We start from the raw sequence: 21,804 nt of genomic DNA, 5'->3' as shown, positions 1-21,804 counted from the left end.
GGCACCACCGCCCTGGCGTGTTCACTCACTCCGGGACAGCGCCCGGTCGCGTCAGCTGCAGCCGCTCGTCGAGCCGCAGCCCTCGCAGATGTAGCAGGATCCTGCCCGCTGCATCTTCGTACCGCAGGAGAAGCACAGCGGGGCGTCGGCCTGGATGCCCAGCTGCATCTCGACCAGTTCCGCGCTGGTGTGGGCCTGCTTCGGTGCGGGCACCGCCGCCTCGGCCTCGGCCTTCGGCATGGCGACCGCCTTCAGCTCTTGGGCACGCGGCGCCGACTGGGCCAGGCCCTCGACGTCGACCTCGTCGTCGGACGGCTCGTACGAACCGGTCTCCAGGTGACGCTGACGCTCCTCGGCGGAGTGGATGCCGAGCGCGGAGCGCGTCTCGAAGGGCAGGAAGTCCAGCGCCAGGCGGCGGAAGATGTAGTCGACGATCGACTGCGCCATCCGCACGTCCGGGTCGTCCGTCATCCCGGCCGGCTCGAAGCGCATGTTGGTGAACTTCGAGACGTACGTCTCCAGCGGGACGCCGTACTGCAGGCCCACCGAGACGGCGATGGAGAAGGCGTCCATCATGCCCGCGAGCGTCGAGCCCTGCTTGGACATCTTCAGGAAGACCTCGCCGAGACCGTCGTCCGGGTAGGAGTTGGCGGTCATGTAGCCCTCGGCGCCGCCGACCGTGAAGGAGGTGGTGATGCCGGGACGGCCCTTCGGAAGGCGCTTGCGGACCGGTCGGTACTCGACCACCTTCTCGACCGCGGCGCGGATCGTCTCCTCGGCCTTCTCCGTGACCTCGGTCTTCTCCTTCTCCTTGGTCTTCGCGGAGAGCGGCTGTCCGACCTTGCAGTTGTCGCGGTAGATGGCGAGCGCCTTCACGCCCAGCTTCCAGGCCTCGAAGTAGATCTCCTCGACCTCCTCGACGGTCGCCGTCTCCGGCATGTTGACCGTCTTGGAGATGGCACCGGAGATCCAGGGCTGGATCGCGGCCATCATGCGGACGTGGCCCATCGGGGAGATGGCGCGCTCGCCCATGGCGCAGTCGAAGACCTCGTAGTGCTCCTGCTTGAGGCCGGGGGCGTCGATCACATTGCCGTGGTCGGCGATGTGGGCGACGATCGCCTCGATCTGCTCCTCCTGGTAGCCCAGGCGGCGCAGGGCCTGCGGGACGGTGCCGTTGACGATCTGCATCGAGCCGCCGCCGACCAGCTTCTTGAACTTCACCAGCGCCAGGTCGGGCTCGACACCGGTGGTGTCGCAGGACATCGCCAGACCGATGGTGCCGGTCGGGGCGAGTACGGAGGCCTGGGAGTTGCGGAAGCCGTTCTTCTCACCGATGCGCAGGACGTCCTGCCAGGCCTCGGTGGCGGCGGCCCAGACCGGGCTGTCCAGGTCGTCCATGCGCACGGCGGTGCCGTTGGCGTCGGCGTGCTGCTTCATGACGCGCTTGTGGGCGTCGGCGTTGCGGGCGTAGCCGTCGTACGGGCCGACGACCGCGGCGAGTTCGGCGGAGCGGCGGTAAGCCGTGCCCGTCATCAGCGAGGTGATCGAGCCGGCGAGGGCTCGGCCACCCTCGGAGTCGTAGGCGTGGCCGGTCGCCATCAGCAGGGCGCCGAGGTTGGCGTAGCCGATGCCGAGCTGGCGGAACGCGCGCGTGTTCTCGCCGATCTTCTGGGTGGGGAAGTCCGCGAAGCAGATCGAGATGTCCATCGCGGTGATGACCAGCTCGACGACCTTCTGGAAGCGCTCGGCCTCGAAGGACTGGTTGCCCTGGCCGTCGTCCTTGAGGAACTTCATCAGGTTCAGCGAGGCCAGGTTGCAGGACGTGTTGTCCAGGTGCATGTACTCGCTGCACGGGTTCGACGCGGTGATCCGGCCGGACTCGGGGCAGGTGTGCCAGTTGTTGATGACGCCGTCGTACTGGATGCCGGGGTCCGCGCAGGCCCACGCGGCCTCGGCGATCTTGCGGAAGAGCGCCTTGGCGTCGACCTCCTCGATGACCTCACCGGTCATCCTGGCACGCAGGCCGAACTTGCCGCCCTGCTCGACCGCCTGCATGAACTCGTCGTTGACGCGGACCGAGTTGTTGGCGTTCTGGTACTGGACGGAGGCGATGTCGTCGCCGCCCAGGTCCATGTCGAAGCCCGCGTCGCGCAGGACGCGGATCTTCTCCTCCTCCTTGACCTTGGTCTCGACGAAGTCCTCGATGTCCGGGTGGTCCACGTCGAGGACGACCATCTTGGCGGCGCGGCGGGTGGCGCCACCGGACTTGATCGTTCCGGCGGAGGCGTCGGCGCCGCGCATGAAGGAGACCGGTCCCGAGGCGTTGCCGCCGGAGGAGAGCAGTTCCTTGGAGGAGCGGATGCGGGAGAGGTTCAGGCCGGCTCCGGAGCCGCCCTTGAAGATCATGCCCTCTTCCTTGTACCAGTCGAGGATCGACTCCATGGAGTCGTCGACGGACAGGATGAAGCAGGCGGAGACCTGCTGGGGCTGGGGCGTGCCCACGTTGAACCACACGGGACTGTTGAAGCTGAAGATCTGGTGCAGGAGGGCGTACGCCAGCTCGTGCTCGAAGATCTCGGCGTCGGCGGGCGAGGCGAAGTACTTGTGGTCCTCACCGGCCTTCCGGTAGGTCTTCACGATGCGGTCGATCAGCTGCTTGAGGCCGGTCTCGCGCTGCGGGGTGCCGACGGCACCGCGGAAGTACTTGCTGGTGACGATGTTGACCGCGTTCACCGACCAGAAGTCGGGGAACTCGACGCCGCGCTGCTCGAAGTTGACCGAGCCGTCGCGCCAGTTCGTCATGACGACGTCACGGCGCTCCCAGGCCACCTCGTCGTAGGGGTGGACTCCAGGGGTGGTGTGGATGCGCTCGACACGCAGTCCCCTGCCGGTCTTGTTGCCCTTGGCTCGGGAACTCCGTGCCGGACCGCTCGCCGTCTCTGTCATGCCGCCTCCCTGTACGGGCGAAAACGCCCTGAAGTGCCCCGATGTTCCCGTGGCACGGTGTTCTGTCTGATGCTGCGGGCACCCACTCACCTGCCCGCAACAGGTCTTCTCATCGCCGCCGCCCGGCCGGAACCCCGTACCTGGCGTCCGGGGCCGGACCGCCGGTCAGTCGGCGGCGGGAGCGGGTTCGGGGACCTGGACGGCCCCGTCGGGCCCGCTGTCGTCTTCCTGGCTCCCCGGGACGGCTCCGTCGCCGTCCCCGTCGCCCCCGTCGTCCGCCGCGGGCCGCTGCGCCCCCCGGAGTTCCCCGATCGCGGCCTCGAAGTCCTCGAGCGAGTCGAACGCCCGGTAGACGGACGCGAACCGCAGGTAGGCGACGAGGTCGAGCTCCTGCAACGGGCCGAGTATGGCCAGTCCCACGTCGTGGGTGGTGAGCTCGGCACTCCCGGTGGCCCGTACCGCCTCCTCGACCCGCTGGCCGAGCTGGGCGAGGGCGTCCTCGGTGACGGGCCGCCCCTGACAGGCTTTGCGCACCCCGTTGATGATCTTGGTACGGCTGAAAGGCTCGGTGACTCCGGACCGCTTGACCACCATGAGCGAACACGTCTCCACGGTCGTGAAACGACGGGAGCAGTCCGGGCACTGGCGACGCCGGCGGATCGACGTGCCGTCGTCGGTCGTACGGCTGTCGACGACACGGCTGTCGGGGTGCCTGCAGAAGGGGCAGTGCATGAACTCCCAACCCTCCTCACAGCAGACTCAATGACCTCGCTGGGCCTCACGGGCCTCACGAAGCAGCACCAGCATAGGCGATCGCAGAGGGCGCCGAGACCGGGGGGACCACAACTTCTGGGCTGCTGCCGCAATCCAACCACTAGATGTGGGGATTGGCTCATACATTCACGCCCTGCACGCGTGTCGCGCGGACACACGGGCGGCGGGCCGCGCGACAGGGAGATGCCGTGCCCGCGAAGGGGAGGAGGCGTGCGACTCCCGCACCGGGGGTGGCCGCTTCCGGTACTTCGGGGCGCCCGATGGCAGACTGGGGGCCGCACCGCCGGAGGTCATCACCTCGGCGGTGAAGAGTACAACAAATGGCCTGTTTGTCCGGCAGGAAGCGCGGCGACCAATACACCTCGGTGAGGGATTGCGTACGGCAATTCGCATTTTTTCACTCGAACGTGTGTTTGGCGCAACCTTTCGAAAGCAACTACCGTTGTGCTGCAGGGAGACCATCGAGAGGGGCCGACGTGACCACCACCGCAGACAGTGCCGCCATCACTGCCCAGGACCGCTCCCAGGGCCGACTCGAGGCGGTGCACGCGATGAACGAAGCCACGAATCCCGAGGGGCCCAAGCGGTCCCTCCCGGGCCGACCTCCCGGCATCCGGGCGGACAGCTCCGGTCTCACCGACCGCCAGCGCCGGGTGATCGAGGTCATCAGGGACTCGGTGCAGCGACGGGGGTACCCGCCGTCGATGCGTGAGATCGGCCAGGCGGTCGGCCTCTCCAGCACCTCCTCGGTGGCACACCAGCTCATGGCGCTCGAGCGCAAGGGCTTCCTGCGCCGCGACCCGCACCGCCCGCGGGCGTACGAGGTGCGCGGCTCCGACCAGGCCGCCTCCGTGCAGCCCACGGACACCGCCGGGAAGCCGGCCGCGTCCTACGTCCCGCTGGTCGGCCGCATCGCGGCCGGTGGCCCGATCCTCGCCGAGGAGTCCGTCGAGGACGTCTTCCCGCTCCCCCGGCAGCTCGTCGGTGACGGAGAGCTGTTCGTGCTGAAGGTCGTGGGTGACTCCATGATCGAGGCGGCGATCTGTGACGGCGACTGGGTCACGGTCCGCCGCCAGCCGGTCGCCGAGAACGGTGACATCGTGGCGGCCATGCTCGACGGCGAGGCGACCGTCAAGCGCTTCAAGCGCGAGGACGGCCACGTGTGGCTGCTCCCGCACAACGCCGCCTACGAGCCGATCCCCGGCGACGACGCGACCATTCTGGGCAAGGTGGTGGCCGTTCTGCGCCGCGTCTGAGCACAGCGCGGGGCCGGCCCCGACCGCCGCCCCGCCCCCTGACCGGGCCCCGGAACCCCTGCGCCGGTTCCGGGGTCCTGTGCTGTCCGGATCCACGGGTGACGGATGCGCTCGAAACGGTGGCGTACCGTGGCACGCCACCGGGATCACTGCCCCCCGGTCTGCTCCGACGGGCCGGCTTCCCTCTCGGCCTCGGCCCGCCCGGCCGCCGCGTCGATGGCGGCCAGCGACTTTCTGACCTGGTTGCGATCCGTCGTGTACCAGAAATCGGGCAGCGACGCCTTCAGATAGCTCCCGTAGCGAGCGGTGGCCAGCCGCTGGTCCAGTACGGCCACCACTCCCCGGTCGCCCGAGGCCCGGACCAGGCGGCCGGCGCCTTGCGCCATGAGCAGCGCGGCATGGGTGGCGGCGACCGCCATGAACCCGTTGCCGCCGGCCTCCTCCACGGCCTTCTGACGGGCGCTCATCAAGGGGTCGTCCGGGCGCGGGAAGGGAATCTTGTCCATGACCACCAGCTGGCAGCTCGGGCCCGGCACGTCGACGCCCTGCCAGAGCGACAGCGTGCCGAAGAGGCAGGTCTTCGGGTCGGCCGCGAAGTTCTTGATCAGCTCGCCGAGCGTCTCCTCGCCCTGCAGGAGGATCGGATACTCCGGAATGCGCGACCGCAGCTCCTCGGCGGCGAGCTGCGCGGCCCGCATGGAGGAGAACAGGCCCAGGGTGCGGCCGCCCGCCGCCTGGATCAGCTCGGTGAGTTCGTCCAGCATGTCCGCGCGGTCCCCGTCACGAGCCGGGCGCGCCAGGTGCTTCGCGACGTACAGGATGCCCTGCCTGGGGTAGTCGAACGGCGAGCCGACGTCCACGCCCTTCCACCGCGGGAGGTCGTCGCCCTCGGCCCCCTCGGCACCGAGTCCCAGCGAGGCGCCCACGCCGTTGAAGTCGCCCCCCAGCTTCAGCGTCGCGGACGTCAGCACGACGGACCGGTCGGTGAACAGCTTCTCGCGCAGCAGGCCCGAGACGGACATGGGCGCCACGCGCAGGGACGCGCCGAAGCGGTCGTGCCGCTCGTACCACACGACGTCCCATTCGGAACCGTTCGTGATCCGCTCCGCCACGTCGTGCACGCCCTCCACGGAGGCCAGTGCCTGTTTGCGGACGGCGTCCTCGTCCTGGACGGACTTGTCGCGGGTGCTCCCGATCGCGGAGATGACCGTCCTGCAGGCGTCACGCAGCGCCATGAGCGCGTAGCCGAGGTCCTCCGGGATCTCCTCCAGCCGGCCCGGAAGGGCCAGCTCCATCAGCCGCTCGAACCCCTCGGCGGCGGTCTGGAGCTGGTCCGCCGCCTTCTCGTTGACCAGCTTCGCGGCGCGCCGCACCGCGCGGTTGACCTGCCCGGGGGTCAGCTCCCCGGTGGCGACACCGGTGACCCGGGAGACCAGCTCGTGGGCCTCGTCGACGATGAGCACCTCGTGCTGCGGGAGCACAGGCGCACCCTCGATGGCGTCGATCGCGAGCAGGGCGTGGTTGGTGACGACCACCTCGGCCAGTTTCGCGCGCTCACGGGAACTCTCGGCGAAGCACTCGGCGCCGTAGGCGCACTTCGTGGCGCCCAGGCACTCCCGCGACGACACGGACACCTGGGACCAGGCGCGGTCGGACACACCCGGGGTGAGATCGTCCCGGTCGCCGGTCTCCGTCTCGTCCGACCAGTCGCGCAGGCGCAGCAGGTCCTGGCCCAGTCTGCTGGTGGGGGCCGCTGCCTCGAACTGGTCGAACAGTCCCTCCTCCTCGTCCTGCGGAACGCCCTCGTGGAGCCGGTGCAGACACAGGTAGTTGGAGCGGCCCTTGAGCATCGCGAACTCGGGACGCCGGCGCAGCAGCGGGTGCAGCGACTCCACCGTGCGCGGCAGGTCCCGCTCCACGAGCTGGCGCTGCAGGGCCAGGGTCGCCGTCGCCACCACCACCCGCTCCCCGTGCGCGAGGGCGGGCACCAGGTAGCCCAGTGACTTTCCGGTGCCGGTGCCGGCCTGGACCAGCAGGTGGGAGCCGTCGTCGATCGCCTCGGCGACGGCTTCGGCCATGGCCACCTGGCCGGGGCGCTCCGTGCCGCCGACGGCAGTGACGGCAGCGTGCAGGAGTTCGGGGAGTGAGGGCTTCGTCATAGCGCGACCACCCTACGACCCGGCACTGACATTCGTGCGATCACCGCGAGGGCTGGGGACGCGATCAAGACGAGGCTCCTCGGTCGGGGGAGGGGACGTACGGGCGGCCCGACGAGACGCGGAGTCCGGTGTCGTGGGGCCGGGACGGAGGGCCGCTGGGCCGCTCGGCACCGGGCGGCTCCACCCCCGGCCCGGAAGCACGGGGCTCGAGTGGTCGGCCGGTGCGGACATCGTGTGCATGGCTGGTCCTCGTGGCGTGCGGGGTGGGCCGGAGCGGCCCGGGCGGTCCGGGGACACGGCGTCCGGGGGACTCCGCGCGCGGACAGCGGCCCCACCGCTACCAACCCCGGGCCGCTCACCGGGTTACGGGTCGCCCCGGCATCCGCGAGCGCCCGGGCCCGCCGCGCACGCACCGCACACCGGCCGCAAATCGGCAGATGTCCGGACGATGCACCAGGTCAGACGGCTTGTAGCCGAACCGTTGCCGTTCCGTCGGACGCCCCCCACGGCGAACGCATAGTGTGTGGTGCCGTTCCCGAAGGCCGTGGGAGCTCCCGTGAACTCCCCACGAGTCCGGGGGCGAAGACGGCCACAGCGCCAAGTACGTTCATTTCAGGGGGAGTCACATCATGCGATCCATACGGCCGTCGTCCACTGCTCGCCGAGGGGGGAGGGCACGGCGCGGAACCTCCCCCGTTCTGGCCTCCGTGGCACTCGCCTCCGCGCTCGCGCTCACCGCCACCGCCTGTGGCTCGGGGGGTACCGACGTGAGCGCGGACGCCTCCGCGTCCGCCGCCGCGGAAGACGGCAAGCTCACGATCCCGGACGACATCAGGGACCGGCTCAAGGAACACGGGATCGACATCGACAAGTGGAAGAACGGCGCCTGGAAGAACTGGGACAAGGACGACTGGCTGCGTGAGGCGCAGGACTTCGTCAATCCGATCATCGAGGACCTGTGGGACCCGGACCGCATGCGGGACGCCGAGGAGCCGGACCAGGGCGTCGTCGAGAGCGACATCTCCGGTGACCAGGGCGTGACCGACCCGACGCCGCAACCGGTGCGGGCGGCGGCTGTCCCGCCGTCGTACCACGCCAACGCCCCGACGGCCGGCAAGGTCTTGTTCGACTCCCCCGAGGGGACGATGGTCTGCTCGGCGACCGTGGTGCAGGACCCGGCCAACCCGGGCAAGTCCAACATGGTGTGGACCGCGGGCCACTGCGTGCACGCCGGCAAGAAGGGCGGCTGGTACCGCAACATCGCCTTCGTGCCCTCCTACAACGACTCCGGCAAGTCGGCGCAGGAACTCGAGAGCGCCACGAAGGAGGAGATCGCTCCGCACGGTGTCTGGTGGGGCGACTGGGTGCAGACCTCGGACCAGTGGATCGAGCAGGGCGGCGCCACGGGCGGTGACGGCGCCTCGTACGACTTCGCGGTCCTCCACGTGACGCCCGAGAAGGGCGGCGACGGCAAGTCGCTTGAGGAGACGGTCGGGTCGGCGCTTCCGGTGGACTTCGGCGCTCCCGCCGTGTCGGAGATCGAGAAGATGACGGCGATCGGTTACCCGGCCGCTCCGCCGTACGACGGTCAGTCGCTGTACCGCTGCGCGGACAAGCCCGGCCGGCTGTCGATCAGCACGTCCGACCCGACGATGTACCGCATCGGGTGCAGCATGACCGCCGGTTCGTCCGGCGGCGGCTGGATCGCGGCAGGTGCGGACGGGAAGCCCGCGCTGGTGTCCAACACCTCCATCGGCCCGGTGACGTCGGGCTGGCTGGCCGGCCCGCGGCTGGGTGACGAGGCCAAGGGCGTGTACGACGCGGTCAGCGAGAAGTTCGCCGGTCGGTGACCGGCCCGTCCGGACCGGGTACCGCCGCGCACCCGGACCGGACGGCGGCGCCCTGTGCGCCGCCCCCGCAACGGCGGGACGTTCTCGCGCGGCACGACATTCATTCGGTACAACGGGGGTCAACACACCATGCGTTCCACACGTATGTCCGCCGCACGCGCGCGAGGACGTCGTCGCACCGTCCTCGCCGCCACCGGGCTGGTCGCCGCCCTGGCGCTCACCGCCACCGCGTGCGGTGGTTCCGGTGAGGACGAGGCGAGCCACAAGCCCGACGCCGCCGCGTCCCGGGCCGCCGACGGCAACGGAGGCGGCAAGGTCACGCTCCCGTCCGACCTGGCGGACCGGCTCGAGGAGCACGGGATCGACGTGGACAAGTGGAAGGACGGCGGCTGGAAGGACTGGGACCGGGACAAGTGGCTCAGTGAGGCGCAGGACTTCGTCAACCCGGTGATCGAGGGCCTGTGGGAGCCGGAGCGGATGCGCTCCGCCGAGGAGGCCGACAAGACCGTCACCACCAAGGACGCCTCGGCCGCCCAGGGGCTCAGCGAACCGGAGCCCGTCCCGGTCCGGGCGGAGGCCGAGAAGACGCCGTACCACGACAACGCCGCGCCGGTCGGGAAGGTGTTCTTCGACTCCCCGGAGGGCCCCGCCGTCTGTTCCGGCACGGTCGTCAAGGACGTGAACCACCCGGGCAAGTCCAACCTCGTCTGGACGGCCGGGCACTGCGTGCACGCCGGCGGCAACGGCGGCTGGTACCGGAACCTCGTCTTCGTCCCGGCCTACAACGACCTCGGCAGGTCCGAGGCGGAGCTCGGCAGCGCGAGCGCCTCCGAGATCGCCCCGTACGGCAATTGGTGGGCGGACTGGGCCTCGACGTCCAACGGCTGGATCCAGGGCGGTTCGGAATCCGGCGGTGCCGGGGCCGCGTACGACTACGCCGTGCTGCACGTCAAGCCGGAGCAGGGAGGCAAGTCGCTGGAGGAGACCGTGGGCGCGGCGCTCGACGTGGACTTCTCCGCACCGTCCGCGGCCGCGGCGGGCCAGATGGGCGCCTGGGGCTACCCGGCCGCACCGCCCTACAACGGCCTGCAGATGTTCAAGTGCCTCGACGCGCCGGGCCGCTTCTCCCTCAGTGCGGACCTGCCGTCGATGTACCGCATCGGCTGCACCATGACCGGCGGTTCGTCCGGTGGCGGCTGGTTCCGGGTGCTCGACGGCGAGACGGTGCTGGTCTCCAACACCTCGATCGGCCCGACCGACAACACCTGGCTTGCGGGGCCGCGGCTCGGTGAGGACGCCGAGGCGGTGTACCAGAACATGAGCAGGACCTACGGCGGCCGGTGACGGCACCGCGCGAAGGCCCGCCCCTGCCGTGAGCGGGGGCGGGCCTTCGTCGTGCTGCCGGAGTGATCAGCCGGCCGGAGTGGGAACGTACGGCATGAGTTCCGCCGCCAGTTCCTCGTGCACCCGGACCTTGAGCAGGGTGCCCTCCGGGGTGTGCTCCTCGGAGATCACCTCACCCTCGTCATGGGCGCGGGCGACCAGCTTGCCGTGGGTGTACGGCACGAGCGCCTCGATCTCCACCGACGGGCGGGGCAGCTCGTCGTCGATGAGCGCCAGCAGCTCCCGGATGCCCCGGCCGGTGCGGGCCGACACGGCGATGGAGCGCTTCTCCACCCGCAGCAGCCGCTGGAGCGTCAGCGGGTCGGCCGCGTCGGCCTTGTTGATCACGACGATCTCCGGTACGTCGGTGGCGCCGACGTCCCTGATCACCTCGCGCACGGCGGCCAGCTGCTCCTCGGGGACCGGGTGCGAACCGTCCACCACGTGCAGGATCAGGTCGGCGTCGCCGACCTCCTCCATCGTGGAGCGGAACGCCTCGACGAGGTGGTGCGGCAGGTGCCGGACGAATCCGACCGTGTCGGCCAGCGTGTACAGCCGGCCGCTCGGGGTCTCGGCCCGGCGCACGGTCGGGTCGAGGGTCGCGAACAGGGCGTTCTCCACCAGTACGCCCGCACCTGTGAGGCGGTTGAGCAGCGAGGACTTGCCGGCGTTGGTGTAGCCCGCGATCGCCACGGACGGCACCTTGTTGCGCCTGCGCTCCTGGCGCTTGATCTCGCGGCCGGTCTTCATCTCCGCGATCTCCCGGCGCATCTTCGCCATCTTCTCGCGGATCCGGCGCCGGTCCGTCTCGATCTTGGTCTCACCGGGGCCGCGGGTGGCGAGGCCGCCGCCCTTGCCGCCGCCCATCTGCCGGGACAGCGACTGACCCCAGCCGCGCAGCCGCGGCAGCATGTACTGCATCTGCGCGAGCGCGACCTGCGCCTTGCCCTCTCGGGACTTGGCGTGCTGGGCGAAGATGTCGAGGATCAGGGCCGTACGGTCGATGACCTTGACCTTGACGACGTCCTCGAGGTGGATCAGCTGGCCGGGGCTGAGCTCACCGTCGCAGATGACGGTGTCCGCGCCCGTGTCGAGCACGATGTCGCGCAGTTCCTCGGCCTTGCCGGAGCCGATGTAGGTGGCCGCGTCCGGCTTGTCACGGCGCTGGATCACGCCGTCGAGGACAAGGGCGCCGGCGGTTTCCGCGAGGGCGGCGAGCTCCGCCAGCGAATTCTCCGCGTCCTGCATGGTGCCCGAGGTCCATACCCCGACGAGCACGACGCGCTCCAGGCGGAGCTGCCGGTACTCGACCTCGGTGACGTCCTCGAGCTCCGTGGAGAGGCCGGCGACGCGGCGCAGGGCCGCGCGCTCGGAGCGGTCGAACTGGTCGCCGTCCCGCTCTCCGTCGATCTCGAGGCTCCAGGCGACGTCCTCTTCCATCAGGGCATCGGCCCGAAGACCCTCGGGGTAGGTGTGCGCGAGGCGCTTGGTGTCCTGGGAAGGGGAAGAAGAGGAGGTCATTGGGTCCTTACGTCGTCGGTGAGGATTCTGCGACGGAACCGGTCCTGGGACCTTCCGTCACTGTCCACAACGTCCGGGGGGTTCGGGAGATTCCCCTGCCCTTCGGTGTTGCGGACCTGACGATGGTCGCACGGTACGGCTCGTCTCGTCACCGTCTTATTCCCGGCTCGCGTCCAGTCGATGCGCGGGGGCGACCGGGCGGCGGGCGGGCGTCGCGTCCCGGGCCGCGGCCCGCCATTCCGGATGGCCGGGCATCGGCGGGGTGGCGGTGCCGTAGAGCCAGGGGTGGAGGAAGCCGGTCAGGTCGCGTCCGGCGATGACGGAGGCCAGGCGGACGAAGTCGGAGGTGGAGGCGGTGCCGTCGCGGTGCCGGGTGACCCACTCCCGTTCCAGGCGCTCGAAGGCGGTGCGGCCGATCTCCTCGCGCAGGGCGTACAGCACGAGCGCCCCTCCCGCGTAGACGTTCGGCCGGAAGATGCCGATCTTGCGGCCCGGCTCCGGCGGCTCGGGCCTGGCGGGTGGTCCTCCTGCCGCGCGCCAGCCGTCGGAGGCCTCGTAGGCGGCCTTCATGCGGGCCTCGAGGGATCTGCCGCCCTTCTCCTGCGCGTACAGCGCCTCGTACCAGGTCGCGTGCCCCTCGTTGAGCCACAGGTCCGACCAGCTACGGGGGCTGACGCTGTTGCCGAACCACTGGTGGGCCAGCTCGTGCACCATGATCGATTCCACGTACCAGGCCGGGAGGCCGGGGTCGGTGAACATCTCCCGCTCGAAGAGGGAGAGCGTCTGGGTCTCCAGTGCGAAGCCGATGGAGGCGTCGGCGAGGAGCAGGCCGTAGGTCGCGAACGGGTAGCGCCCGGCCTTCTCCTCCATCCAGGAGATCTGACCGGGCGTCCTCGCCAGCCACGGTTCGGCCTTCGCGGCGTGCGCGGCGGGGACGACGTCCCGCAGGTGCAGCCCGTGCGGGCCGGTGCGGCGCAGGACCGTGGAGCGGCCGATGGACACCTGGGCGAGCTCGGTCGCCATGGGGTGCGGGGTCCTGTACGTCCACGTGGTGGCCCCCCGCGCGCGGCCGACGCCCGCCGGCAGACCGTTCGCGACGGCGGTGTGACCGTCGGGGGCGGTGATCCGGAAGGTGAACATCGCCTTGTCGGAGGGGTGGTCGTTGCAGGGGAACACCAGGTGGGCGGCATCGGCCTGGTTGGCCATGGCGAGACCGTCCGCGGTGCGCACCCAGCCGCCCTCGCGGCCGGCGGGAGCGGGGTCACTGGTGTGCCGGACGGTGATGCGCGTCGACCGGCCCTCGTCGAGAGCCTCCTCAGGGGTGATCACCAGGTCCTCGCCGGCGCCGGTGAAGGACGCGGGGCGGCCGTCCACGTCGACCGAGCGGACGGTGCCGTGGGCGAAGTCGAGGTTGATGCGGTCCAGGTCCGCGGTGACGCGGGCGTCGATCGTGGTGACGGCCTGGAGCGGCTGGTCGTTGCTGCCGGGATAAGTGAGGGCCAGGTCGTAGGACAGCACGTCGTAGCCGGGATTGCCCAGGTGCGGGAAGAGGCGGTCGCCGATGCCGAGGGGAGTGGCGGGCGCGCCCGAGGCGAGCAGGCAGACGGAGACGGCGGAGGCGAGCAGGGTCGTGGCCGCCCTCCGGCGGCGGGTGGCGTGGTGGCGGGTGAGCGGCATGTCCCACGGCTATCAGCGCGCGGTGGCGCGACGGCGACGGCGCGCTTCCGGCCCACCCGATCGGGTAATCACACCGCCGCTCGGACGCCAGGCCCCTCGGTCAGGCGCTCTGGCCGTGCGGCTGGGCCCGGCTCACGTCGTACACACCGGCCACGTCCCGCATCGCGCGCATCAGGGCGGGCAGGTGGGCGGCGTCCGGCAACTGCACGGTGTACGTGTGCCGTACCTGCTGCCGGTCGGGCGGCTCCACGGTCGCGGAGACGATCTCGGCGCCCTCGAGGGCCATGGCCTCCGTGAGGTCCGCGAGCAGATGCGGACGGACGAACGATTCCGCGACCAGCGTGACCCGGCACTCTGCGCCCTCCCCCCAGCGCACGCCGACCTCCGCCCGCCCCGCGCTCCTCATCCGCGCCACCGCGGCGCACTCCGCGCGGTGCACGGCGACCGCTCCCCCGCGCACGGCGAAGCCGGTCACCTCGTCGGGCGGTACGGGCGTACAGCAGCCCGCGAGCCGTGCCGTCGCGCCGGCCCGGTCGGTCAGGACCTGGGCGGCGGCGGGACGGACGGGCGCCGTCTCCGGGGCGTCCGGCGGCTGCGGGACGGCGGGGTCGCCGGCGGCGGGCCGGGGCCCGGCGGGCGCCTCGGCCCTTGCCGCGTCGTCCGGTGCGGGGTGGGTGGTCAGCCACCGCTGGATGGCGATGCGCGCCGCCGGGGTGTGGGCGTGCTCCAGCCATTCCCGGGAGGGCTCGGAGGCCGCGTCCTGGCCCATGAGCAGCTGGACCGTGTCGCCGTCCTTCAGCACGGTGCTCAGCGTCGCCAGCCGGCCGTTGACGCGGGCGCCGATGCACGCGTGGGCGTCCTCCCCGTACTGCGCGTAGGCGGCATCGACGCAGGTCGCCCCCTCGGGCAGGCCCAGCGTGCCGCCGTCGGGCCGGAACACGGTGATCTCGCGGTCCTGGGCGAGGTCCTCACGCAGGGTGGACCAGAAGGTGTCGGGGTCGGGCGCGGCCCGCTGCCAGTCCAGCAGCCGGGAGAGCCAACCGGGCCGGGTGGGGTCGACACGCTCGCCGTCGCCCGTGAACTGGTCCTCCGGCGGAGCGGCGTAGGGATTGCCGAGGGCGACCACTCCGGCCTCGGCGACCTTGTGCATCCGGTGGGTGCGGATGAGGACCTCGACGACCTGGCCGTCCCCGCCGGCCACGGCGGTGTGCAGCGACTGGTACAGGTTGAACTTCGGTACGGCGATGAAGTCCTTGAACTCCGAGACCACGGGCGTCATGCACGTGTGGAGCTCCCCCAGGACGCCGTAGCAGTCGGCGTCCTCGTTCACCAGCACCAGCAGGCGGCCGAAGTCGGCGCCCCGCAGCGGGCCGCGCTTGCGCGAGACCCGGTGCACGGAGACGAAGTGGCGCGGGCGGATGAGGACGTCGGCGGCGATGTCCGCCTCGCGCAGCACCTTGCGCACGTCCTCGGCGACGTCGGCGAGCGGGTCGTCCGCACGGGCGGCGTTGCGGACGATCAGCTCGCGTGTGTGCTCGTACTCGTCGTGGTGCAGGATCGCGAAGACCAGGTCCTCCAGCTCCGTCTTGAGCGCCTGGACACCGAGTCGTTCGGCGAGCGGGATCAGCACGTCCCGGGTCACCTTGGCGATGCGCTCCTGCTTCTCCGGACGCATCACGCCGAGGGTGCGCATGTTGTGCAGCCGGTCGGCGAGTTTGATCGACATCACGCGGACGTCGTTGCCGGTGGCGACGAGCATCTTGCGGAAGGTCTCCGGTTCGGCGGCGGCACCGTAGTCGACCTTCTCCAGCTTGGTGACGCCGTCGACGAGATAGCGGACCTCCTCGCCGAACTGGTCGCCCACCTGATCCAGCGTCACCTCCGTGTCCTCCACGGTGTCGTGGAGCAGGGACGCGGTCAACGTCGTCGTCTCGGCACCCAGTTCCGCCAGGATCAGGGTCACGGCCAGCGGGTGGGTGATGTACGGCTCACCGCTCTTGCGCATCTGGCCGCGATGGGAGGACTCGGCCAACAGGTAGGCACGGCGCAGGATTTCGAGATCGGCGTCGGGGTGGTGGGCGCGATGGGCGTCGACGACGTGTCCGATGGCGTCGGGGAGCCGGTCGCGCGCGGTGGTGCCGAGCAGAGCGGCACGGCCCAGTCGGCGCAGGTCCAGCCGGGGGCGGGCCTTCCTGCGGGACCCCGTGGGTGTGGCGTGATCAGATGTCACAGCGCCTGGGGTCGCAGGATTCACGGCCTCCGCGTTCATTGGGCACCTCCGGCTGCGTGGACCGGCGGACGGCGCGCCCCAGGGCGGACTCGGGCTCGGGGAACGGCGTTCGTCCCCCGTCCGGGCCGGTGCTTGATGCTACCGAGCCCGACCCCGTCGGGCTCACCGCCTCCGGCCGAGCGTGAAACGGATCACCCCATCGAGCGAAGGTCGATCGGAGGCCGCTTTCCGGCCGAAGGAGTGACGGTCCGCCGTGATCCCGAAGCCGAGGGAGCTCCCCTTCCTGCGGATGCGACCTCCGGGCGGGTGCGAGGCTGGGATACCGAGCCGGTGCCCCGGTCAGCGCGGGGCGTTCCCCAGCCACTCGGCGTCGAGCACGCCCTCGGCGACGATCACCGCGGGGCCCGTCATCTCGATCTCGCCGTCCGGCCGTTCGGTGATCACGAGCGTGCCGCCCGGCACGTCCACGGTGTACGTCGCCGGGGTGCCGCTGACCGCCGGGTCGGTGCCGTCCCTGCGGGCGGCGGCCACGGCGACCGCGCACGCGCCCGTGCCGCACGACCGGGTCTCGCCGGCCCCGCGCTCGTGCACCCGCAGCGCCACGTGGCGCGGGCCGCGGTCGACGACGAACTCCACGTTCACACCGTCCGGGTAGGCGGTCGCCGGGCTGACCGGGGGCGGGGTGAGGAGATCGCCCGCGTGGGCGAGGTCGTCCACGAAGGCCACGGCGTGCGGGTTGCCCATGTTCACGTTCCGCGCGGGCCAGTCGCGCTCGCCGACGCTCACGGTGACCTCGCCCTCGGGGAGCCGCGCCCGGCCCATGCCGACGGTGATGTCACCCTCCTTGGCGATGTGCACGGTCTTCACGCCCCCACGCGTGGCGACCGCGAGGTCCCCCTCGGACACATGCCCGGCGCGCTGCAGGTAGCGCGCGAACACACGCACCCCGTTGCCGCACATCTCCGCGACCGAGCCGTCGCCGTTGCGGTAGTCCATGAACCACTCCGCCTCGGCCGCCATCGCGCGGGCCTCGGGGTGGGCGGCGGACCGCACCACGTGCAGCAGTCCGTCACCGCCGATGCCCGCGCGGCGGTCGCACAGGGCGGCGACGGCGGCCGGGGGGAGGTCGACGGCGTTCTCGGGGTCCGGGACGATCACGAAGTCGTTCTCCGTACCGTGCCCCTTGAGGAAGGCGATCCGCGTGCTCATCCCTCGATCGTAAGGGGTGGCCGTCACGGCGCGCGTCGCCTGTGGACGGCGGCCCGAGAGGCGTCAGCGGAGCCGGGCCACCCGCCACACCGCCAGGGTCACCACCGCGGCGACCATCACGGCGTAGGCGGCCACGACCCGCCAGTCGGGTCTGCGCCCGGAGCCCCGGGCCGGCAGGCCCGGCCAGGTGTAGCCCACCCTGCGGGCGGCCATCATGCCCCAGCCCGCCGAGCAGGAGCAGATCAGCAGTCCCAGCATGGCGATCACGGCACCGCTGTCGCCGAAGTCGAAGGCGAGCGGGAAGGCGAACATCAGCGAGCCGACCGCGGCCAGTCCGACGATGGGCGCGAGCTGCCAGATGCGCAGCCTGCGCTGCGGGCGCAGCTCCACCTCGACCTCGTCGCCGCCCGCGAACATCTCGTCCGGCTCCGGGCCGTCGTCGGTCACACCGCCCTGCGTCTCCTCCGGCCCGTCGGGGCTGAGACGGTCGGTTTCCTGCTCCGCAGCACCCCGCTCGGTGATGAGGTGCTCGGTGCCGTGTGCGGTGTCGCGAGGGCCGGCCTCCATCGCCACGCGCCCTCCCAACTAGGACTCCACTTGGTCGATCGAAGCTCGATGATGGCACGGCGTCACGGGCCCCGATGACGGCCTGGGCGTCCCGATGCCAGGACGTGATCAGGCTGTAACCGGTCGTTCGACCAACGACATCGCACGCCGTGGAAGTTCCGCGAGGTCCTCCGCGGCCCCACTCAACCAGTGCACCCGGGGATCGCGCCTGAACCATGAATCCTGACGGCGCGCGAAGCGCTTGGTGGCACGCACGGTCTCGGACCGGGCCTCGTCGAGGGTGCACTCCCCGGCGAGCGCAGTGAGCACCTGCTGGTAGCCGAGGGCGCGCGACGCCGTACGCCCCTCGCGCAACCCCTGCGCCCGGAGTGCGCGCACTTCGTCCACGAGGCCCGCCTCCCACATCCGGTCGACCCGGCGGGCGATGCGCTCGTCCAGTTCGGGACGGGCCACGTCGACGCCGATCTGGAGCGTGTCGTAGACCGAGTCGTGGCCCGGAAGATTGGCGGTGAAGGGCTTGCCGGTGATCTCGATCACTTCGAGCGCGCGGACGATGCGGCGGCCGTTGCTCGGCAGGATCACCCGTGCCGCCTCGGGGTCGGCCACGACGAGACGGGCGTGCAGGGCTCCCGGGCCGCGCAGGGTCAGTTCGTCCTCCAGCCGGGCCCGGACATCCGGGTCGGTGCCGGGGAACTCCAGGTTGTCGACGGCCCCCCGGACGTAGAGACCGGACCCGCCGACCAGGACGGGCCAGCGTCCGTCGGCGAGCAGCGCGTCGATCCGCTCCCGCGCCAGCCGCTGGTACTCGGCGACGGAGGCGGTGACCGTGACGTCCCAGACGTCCAGCAGGTGGTGCGGAACACCGCCGCGCTCCTCGGGCGTCAGTTTGGCGGTGCCGATGTCCATCCCCCGGTAGAGCTGCATGGAGTCGGCGTTGACGACTTCACCGCCGAGCCGCTGGGCCAGAAAGACGCCCAGATCGGACTTTCCGGCCGCGGTGGGTCCGACGACGGCGATGACGCGGGGGGCGAGGGGTGCGCTGCTCACTGATCCAGTCTCGCAAACCTCGCACCCCGCCCTCGATCGGGTTACGTGACGTGGCGTCCGCCGGGTCGTTGCCCGTTGCGAGGTTCATGCCGCCGGATCGCGGTGGCGACGACCCGGGTCACACGAACGGGCACACCGGGCAACGCGGAACTTCGCCCGCACGAGTAACGTATGGAGTGGATATGGGCGTTTTTGCACGACTTTTGTGGAGGTCGAAGACCACGGAGGAGACGCGGACCGCCGAGTCTCAGTCCGGGGCGACCGGTGACACAACGGCGGGCGCGGCAGGGACAGAGGAGCCGAAGGGATCCGCCGAGGCGCGGGAGAGCGCCGAGCCCGCGGTGAAGGAGGCCGGTGAGGTCACCGCCACCGAGGCCGTCGACATTCCGAAGCAGCAGTCCTCCGAGGCCGCCGGCAGCGAAGCCGGTGAGGGCGCCCGCACGTAGATCGCCGCGAGGGAAGGTACATCATGGGTCTGCTGGACAATCTGAAGGCCAAACTCGGCCCGGCCAAGGACAAGGTCTCCGGCCTCGCGCAGCAGCACGAGGGCAAGATCCAGCACGGTCTGGACAGGGCCGCGCGGACCGTCGACGAGCGGACCAAGGGCAAGTACAGCGACCGGATCCAGTCGGGTACGGGCAAGGCGAAGAGCGCCGTGGACCGCATCACGCACAAGAACGAGCCCGGCGCGGGGGGCACCACGCCGCCGGCCGGACCGCCGCCCGCTTCCTGAGCCGAGCGGTACACCGACGGACGGTCGCGGAGCACATCGAGCGCTCCCGGCCGTCCGCCGCCGTCCCGGCGGGTTCCGGCCGTCGGCCGGACACTCAGGACCAGGTGGCCACGATGTAGCCCACCCCGTACGGGGCGTCCTCGTAGAGCAGCGCGCCCTTCAGCCCTCCGTTCGCGGACGCCGCGCCGGCGAGCACCTGCCAGGGGGCGCGGCCGGACACCTTCAGCTCGCGCGCCAGTCCGTCGTCCAGCGCACGCAGCGCTCCGGCGTCGGCGGCGCCCAGGGCGCGGGCGACGCCCGCGTCGAAGGGGGCCGCACGCTCGTCGAGGTAGCCCGGCGCCTTGAGCGTGCGGCAGGCGCTGGCGTCGCCCATCACCAGCAGCGCCACCCGCTCCGCCCGGCCCGCGACGGCCTCTCCCTCCTCGGCACACCGCTCGGCGGCGAGGGGTTCCCCCACACCCCGTCCCTCGACGGGAGCGTCCGCCCACCCGGTCCGGCGCAGCAGCCAGGCGCCGACGGCGAGCCCGTAGGGGAGGTGCCGCCCGGACGTGTCCTCGCCCCGGCCCAGCCGTACGTCCAGGTCGACGCCGAAGCCGCGGAAGGATCCCGGGGTGCCCTCCGGGTAGCTCTCGACGCCGGCGCCGGCCCCCGGTCCCACCACCACGAGCAGATCGGGCCGGGCCGCGGCGAGCACGCCCAGCGCGTCCACGCAGGCCGCACGCGCGGTGTCCAGCTCGGGGGCGGCGCCCGCGGCCACCTCGGGCACGAGCAGTGGCGGGCAGGGGCAGACTGCGGCGGCGACAAGCATGATCAGCAGCCTACTGCGGCGCTCGGGACCGGCCCCGCAAGACGGTAGCTCCGCCGGGCGCCGTGCCGGTTCGGTCAGTCGACGGCACAGCCCCCGGTGACCGCCGGAAGCGGCTCGGGTACGCCCACCGTGGGCAGGCCGAGCATCACGCCCGCGGGCCGGGCCGCCTTCTCGGCGTTCCGCTTCTCCCAGGCGTCACCCGCGCGGGTGCGGCGCAGGTCCAGCACGGTGCCCTCGGCGAGGAGGTGGTGCGGGGCGGCGTAGGTGATCTCGACGGTGACCACGTCGCCGGGGCGTACGTCCCGCTCCGGCTTGGTGAAGTGCACCAGGCGGTTGTCGGGGGCGCGGCCGGAGAGGCGGTGGGTGGTGTCGTCCTTGCGGCCCTCGCCCTCCGCGACCATCAGCTCCAGGGTGCGGCCGACCTGCTTCTTGTTCTCATCCCAGGAGATCTCCTCCTGGAGGGCGACCAGCCGCTCGTAGCGCTCCTGGACGACCTTCTTCGGGATCTGGCCGTCCATCTCCGCGGCGGGGGTGCCGGGACGCTTGGAGTACTGGAAGGTGAACGCCTGGGCGAAGCGGGCCTCACGGACGACGTGCAGGGTCTGCTGGAAGTCCTCCTCCGTCTCGCCGGGGAAGCCCACGATGATGTCGGTGCTGATCGCCGCGTGCGGGATCGCGGCCCGGACCTTCTCGATGATCCCGAGGAAGCGCTCCTGCCGGTAGGAGCGGCGCATCGCCTTCAGGACCGGGTCCGAGCCGGACTGCAGCGGCATGTGCAGCTGCGGCATCACGTTCGGCGTTTCCGCCATGGCGGCGATGACGTCGTCGGTGAAGTCACGCGGGTGCGGCGAGGTGAAGCGGACGCGCTCCAGGCCCTCGATCTTCCCGCAGGCCCGCAGCAGCTTGCTGAACGCCTCGCGGTCGCCGATGTCGGAGCCGTACGCGTTGACGTTCTGGCCGAGCAGGGTGATCTCGCAGACGCCCTCACCGACCAGGGCCTCGATCTCGGCGAGGATGTCGCCGGGGCGGCGGTCCTTCTCCTTGCCGCGCAGCGCCGGGACGATGCAGAAGGTGCAGGTGTTGTTGCAGCCGACGGAGATGGACACCCAGGCCGCGTAGGCGCTCTCACGCCGGGTGGGCAGCGTGGAGGGGAACGCCTCCAGCGATTCGGCGATCTCGACCTGGGCCTCCTCCTGGACGCGGGCGCGCTCCAGCAGGACGGGCAGCTTGCCGATGTTGTGCGTGCCGAAGACGACGTCCACCCAGGGGGCCCGCTTCACGATGGTGTCGCGGTCCTTCTGCGCGAGGCAGCCGCCGACCGCGATCTGCATGCCGGGGCGGCTCGCCTTCTTCGGGGCGAGGTGGCCGAGATTGCCGTACAGCTTGTTGTCGGCGTTCTCACGGACGGCGCAGGTGTTGAAGACGACGACGTCCGCCTCGCCGTCGGAGCCCTCGGGGGCGCGGACGTAGCCCGCGTCCTCCAGCAGCCCGGACAACCGCTCGGAGTCGTGGACGTTCATCTGGCACCCGTAGGTGCGTACTTCATAGGTGCGCGTGCCGCCCACTGACTGGCTCCGGTCGATGCTGCTCATGCCCCTAAGGGTAGGCCGTGCCGCGGACAGCCTTCCGCCGCGGCGGCCCGGG

Annotated in this window: 16 protein-coding genes; 5 read left to right on the top strand and 11 right to left on the bottom strand. The window is 71.3% G+C overall.

Annotated features, from left to right (window positions below; translation table 11 throughout):
* Positions 1–51 precede the first annotated feature (51 nt).
* Together BU52_RS07105 and nrdR are read right to left on the bottom strand one after the other, a co-directional pair.
* Positions 52–2,946, bottom strand: a complete 2,895-nt coding sequence (locus tag BU52_RS07105; protein ID WP_037929950.1) for a vitamin B12-dependent ribonucleotide reductase — start codon at positions 2,944–2,946, stop codon at positions 52–54.
* 165 nt (positions 2,947–3,111) lie between these two features.
* The gene (nrdR, locus tag BU52_RS07100) at positions 3,112–3,678 is read right to left on the bottom strand and encodes a transcriptional regulator NrdR (RefSeq protein WP_037929947.1); all 567 of its coding nucleotides are present in this window, start codon (positions 3,676–3,678) and stop codon (positions 3,112–3,114) included.
* Positions 3,679–4,196: 518 nt separating this feature from the next.
* Between nrdR and lexA the strand changes: the two genes are divergently transcribed.
* Positions 4,197–4,976, top strand: a complete 780-nt coding sequence (gene lexA, locus BU52_RS07095; protein WP_037929944.1) for a transcriptional repressor LexA — start codon at positions 4,197–4,199, stop codon at positions 4,974–4,976.
* A 146-nt stretch (positions 4,977–5,122) separates the two neighbouring features.
* Here the strand turns inward: lexA and BU52_RS07090 are convergent, their stop codons facing one another.
* The gene (locus BU52_RS07090) at positions 5,123–7,135 is read right to left on the bottom strand and encodes an ATP-dependent DNA helicase (protein WP_037929941.1); all 2,013 of its coding nucleotides are present in this window, start codon (positions 7,133–7,135) and stop codon (positions 5,123–5,125) included.
* Positions 7,136–7,764: 629 nt separating this feature from the next.
* Here BU52_RS07090 and BU52_RS07080 point away from each other — a divergent pair.
* Together BU52_RS07080 and BU52_RS07075 are read left to right on the top strand one after the other, a co-directional pair.
* A complete protein-coding gene (locus BU52_RS07080; RefSeq protein ID WP_037929936.1) occupies positions 7,765–8,985 on the top strand; it encodes a trypsin-like serine peptidase in 1,221 nt (406 codons plus the stop codon).
* A 129-nt stretch (positions 8,986–9,114) separates the two neighbouring features.
* Positions 9,115–10,329, top strand: a complete 1,215-nt coding sequence (locus BU52_RS07075) for a trypsin-like serine peptidase (protein WP_037929933.1) — start codon at positions 9,115–9,117, stop codon at positions 10,327–10,329.
* A gap of 66 nt (positions 10,330–10,395) precedes the next feature.
* Here BU52_RS07075 and hflX read toward each other — a convergent pair whose 3' ends face one another.
* From hflX to miaA, 6 genes are all read right to left on the bottom strand, one after another.
* Positions 10,396–11,889 (bottom strand): GTPase HflX, encoded by a 1,494-nt coding sequence (gene hflX, locus BU52_RS07070; RefSeq protein ID WP_037929930.1) that lies wholly within the window; start codon positions 11,887–11,889, stop codon positions 10,396–10,398.
* Positions 11,890–12,045: 156 nt separating this feature from the next.
* Positions 12,046–13,566, bottom strand: a complete 1,521-nt coding sequence (locus BU52_RS07065; protein ID WP_037929928.1) for a M1 family metallopeptidase — start codon at positions 13,564–13,566, stop codon at positions 12,046–12,048.
* Positions 13,567–13,666: 100 nt separating this feature from the next.
* Positions 13,667–15,835 (bottom strand): RelA/SpoT family protein, encoded by a 2,169-nt coding sequence (locus BU52_RS07060; protein WP_037929925.1) that lies wholly within the window; start codon positions 15,833–15,835, stop codon positions 13,667–13,669.
* Positions 15,836–16,135: 300 nt separating this feature from the next.
* Positions 16,136–17,005, bottom strand: a complete 870-nt coding sequence (gene dapF / locus BU52_RS07055; protein ID WP_037929922.1) for a diaminopimelate epimerase — start codon at positions 17,003–17,005, stop codon at positions 16,136–16,138.
* 63 nt (positions 17,006–17,068) lie between these two features.
* Positions 17,069–17,572: a hypothetical protein gene (locus BU52_RS07050; protein WP_037929919.1), complete on the bottom strand. Its 504-nt coding sequence runs from the start codon at positions 17,570–17,572 to the stop codon at positions 17,069–17,071.
* 108 nt (positions 17,573–17,680) lie between these two features.
* Positions 17,681–18,619, bottom strand: coding sequence for a tRNA (adenosine(37)-N6)-dimethylallyltransferase MiaA (gene miaA / locus BU52_RS07045; RefSeq protein ID WP_037929916.1), 939 nt, complete (start codon positions 18,617–18,619; stop codon positions 17,681–17,683).
* Between the two features lie 182 nt (positions 18,620–18,801).
* On the opposite strand from miaA, the gene BU52_RS07040 reads away from it, so the two are divergent.
* Together BU52_RS07040 and BU52_RS07035 are read left to right on the top strand one after the other, a co-directional pair.
* Positions 18,802–19,065 carry a hypothetical protein gene (locus BU52_RS07040; protein ID WP_037929913.1) on the top strand — a complete coding sequence of 88 codons (264 nt, stop codon included), beginning with the start codon at positions 18,802–18,804 and terminating at the stop codon, positions 19,063–19,065.
* Between the two features lie 23 nt (positions 19,066–19,088).
* Positions 19,089–19,352 carry an antitoxin gene (locus BU52_RS07035; RefSeq protein ID WP_037929911.1) on the top strand — a complete coding sequence of 88 codons (264 nt, stop codon included), beginning with the start codon at positions 19,089–19,091 and terminating at the stop codon, positions 19,350–19,352.
* A 94-nt stretch (positions 19,353–19,446) separates the two neighbouring features.
* Here BU52_RS07035 and BU52_RS07030 read toward each other — a convergent pair whose 3' ends face one another.
* Positions 19,447–20,160: a class III extradiol dioxygenase subunit B-like domain-containing protein gene (locus BU52_RS07030; protein ID WP_037929909.1), complete on the bottom strand. Its 714-nt coding sequence runs from the start codon at positions 20,158–20,160 to the stop codon at positions 19,447–19,449.
* 74 nt (positions 20,161–20,234) lie between these two features.
* Positions 20,235–21,752, bottom strand: a complete 1,518-nt coding sequence (gene miaB / locus BU52_RS07025) for a tRNA (N6-isopentenyl adenosine(37)-C2)-methylthiotransferase MiaB (RefSeq protein WP_037929906.1) — start codon at positions 21,750–21,752, stop codon at positions 20,235–20,237.
* Positions 21,753–21,804: the final 52 nt, after the last annotated feature.

The organism is Streptomyces toyocaensis, from assembly GCF_000725125.1.
In the GTDB taxonomy this organism is placed as follows: Bacteria; Actinomycetota; Actinomycetes; order Streptomycetales; family Streptomycetaceae; genus Streptomyces; species Streptomyces toyocaensis.
This window is presented reverse-complemented; position numbering and strand designations above follow the sequence as displayed.

What these genes read in the sequence shown, in the direction of transcription:
- BU52_RS07105 (WP_037929950.1), bottom strand. Translation starts at nt 2,946, where the DNA reads ATGACAGAGACGGCGAGCGGTCCGGCACGGAGTTCCCGAGCCAAGGGC.
- BU52_RS07090 (WP_037929941.1), bottom strand. Translation starts at nt 7,135, where the DNA reads ATGACGAAGCCCTCACTCCCCGAACTCCTGCACGCTGCCGTCACTGCC.
- miaB (WP_037929906.1), bottom strand. Translation starts at nt 21,752, where the DNA reads ATGAGCAGCATCGACCGGAGCCAGTCAGTGGGCGGCACGCGCACCTAT.
- BU52_RS07035 (WP_037929911.1), top strand. Translation starts at nt 19,089, where the DNA reads ATGGGTCTGCTGGACAATCTGAAGGCCAAACTCGGCCCGGCCAAGGAC.
- nrdR (WP_037929947.1), bottom strand. Translation starts at nt 3,678, where the DNA reads ATGCACTGCCCCTTCTGCAGGCACCCCGACAGCCGTGTCGTCGACAGC.
- BU52_RS07060 (WP_037929925.1), bottom strand. Translation starts at nt 15,835, where the DNA reads ATGAACGCGGAGGCCGTGAATCCTGCGACCCCAGGCGCTGTGACATCT.
- BU52_RS07040 (WP_037929913.1), top strand. Translation starts at nt 18,802, where the DNA reads ATGGGCGTTTTTGCACGACTTTTGTGGAGGTCGAAGACCACGGAGGAG.
- BU52_RS07030 (WP_037929909.1), bottom strand. Translation starts at nt 20,160, where the DNA reads ATGCTTGTCGCCGCCGCAGTCTGCCCCTGCCCGCCACTGCTCGTGCCC.
- dapF (WP_037929922.1), bottom strand. Translation starts at nt 17,005, where the DNA reads ATGAGCACGCGGATCGCCTTCCTCAAGGGGCACGGTACGGAGAACGAC.
- BU52_RS07050 (WP_037929919.1), bottom strand. Translation starts at nt 17,572, where the DNA reads ATGGAGGCCGGCCCTCGCGACACCGCACACGGCACCGAGCACCTCATC.
- BU52_RS07075 (WP_037929933.1), top strand. Translation starts at nt 9,115, where the DNA reads ATGCGTTCCACACGTATGTCCGCCGCACGCGCGCGAGGACGTCGTCGC.
- hflX (WP_037929930.1), bottom strand. Translation starts at nt 11,889, where the DNA reads ATGACCTCCTCTTCTTCCCCTTCCCAGGACACCAAGCGCCTCGCGCAC.
- BU52_RS07065 (WP_037929928.1), bottom strand. Translation starts at nt 13,566, where the DNA reads ATGCCGCTCACCCGCCACCACGCCACCCGCCGCCGGAGGGCGGCCACG.
- BU52_RS07080 (WP_037929936.1), top strand. Translation starts at nt 7,765, where the DNA reads ATGCGATCCATACGGCCGTCGTCCACTGCTCGCCGAGGGGGGAGGGCA.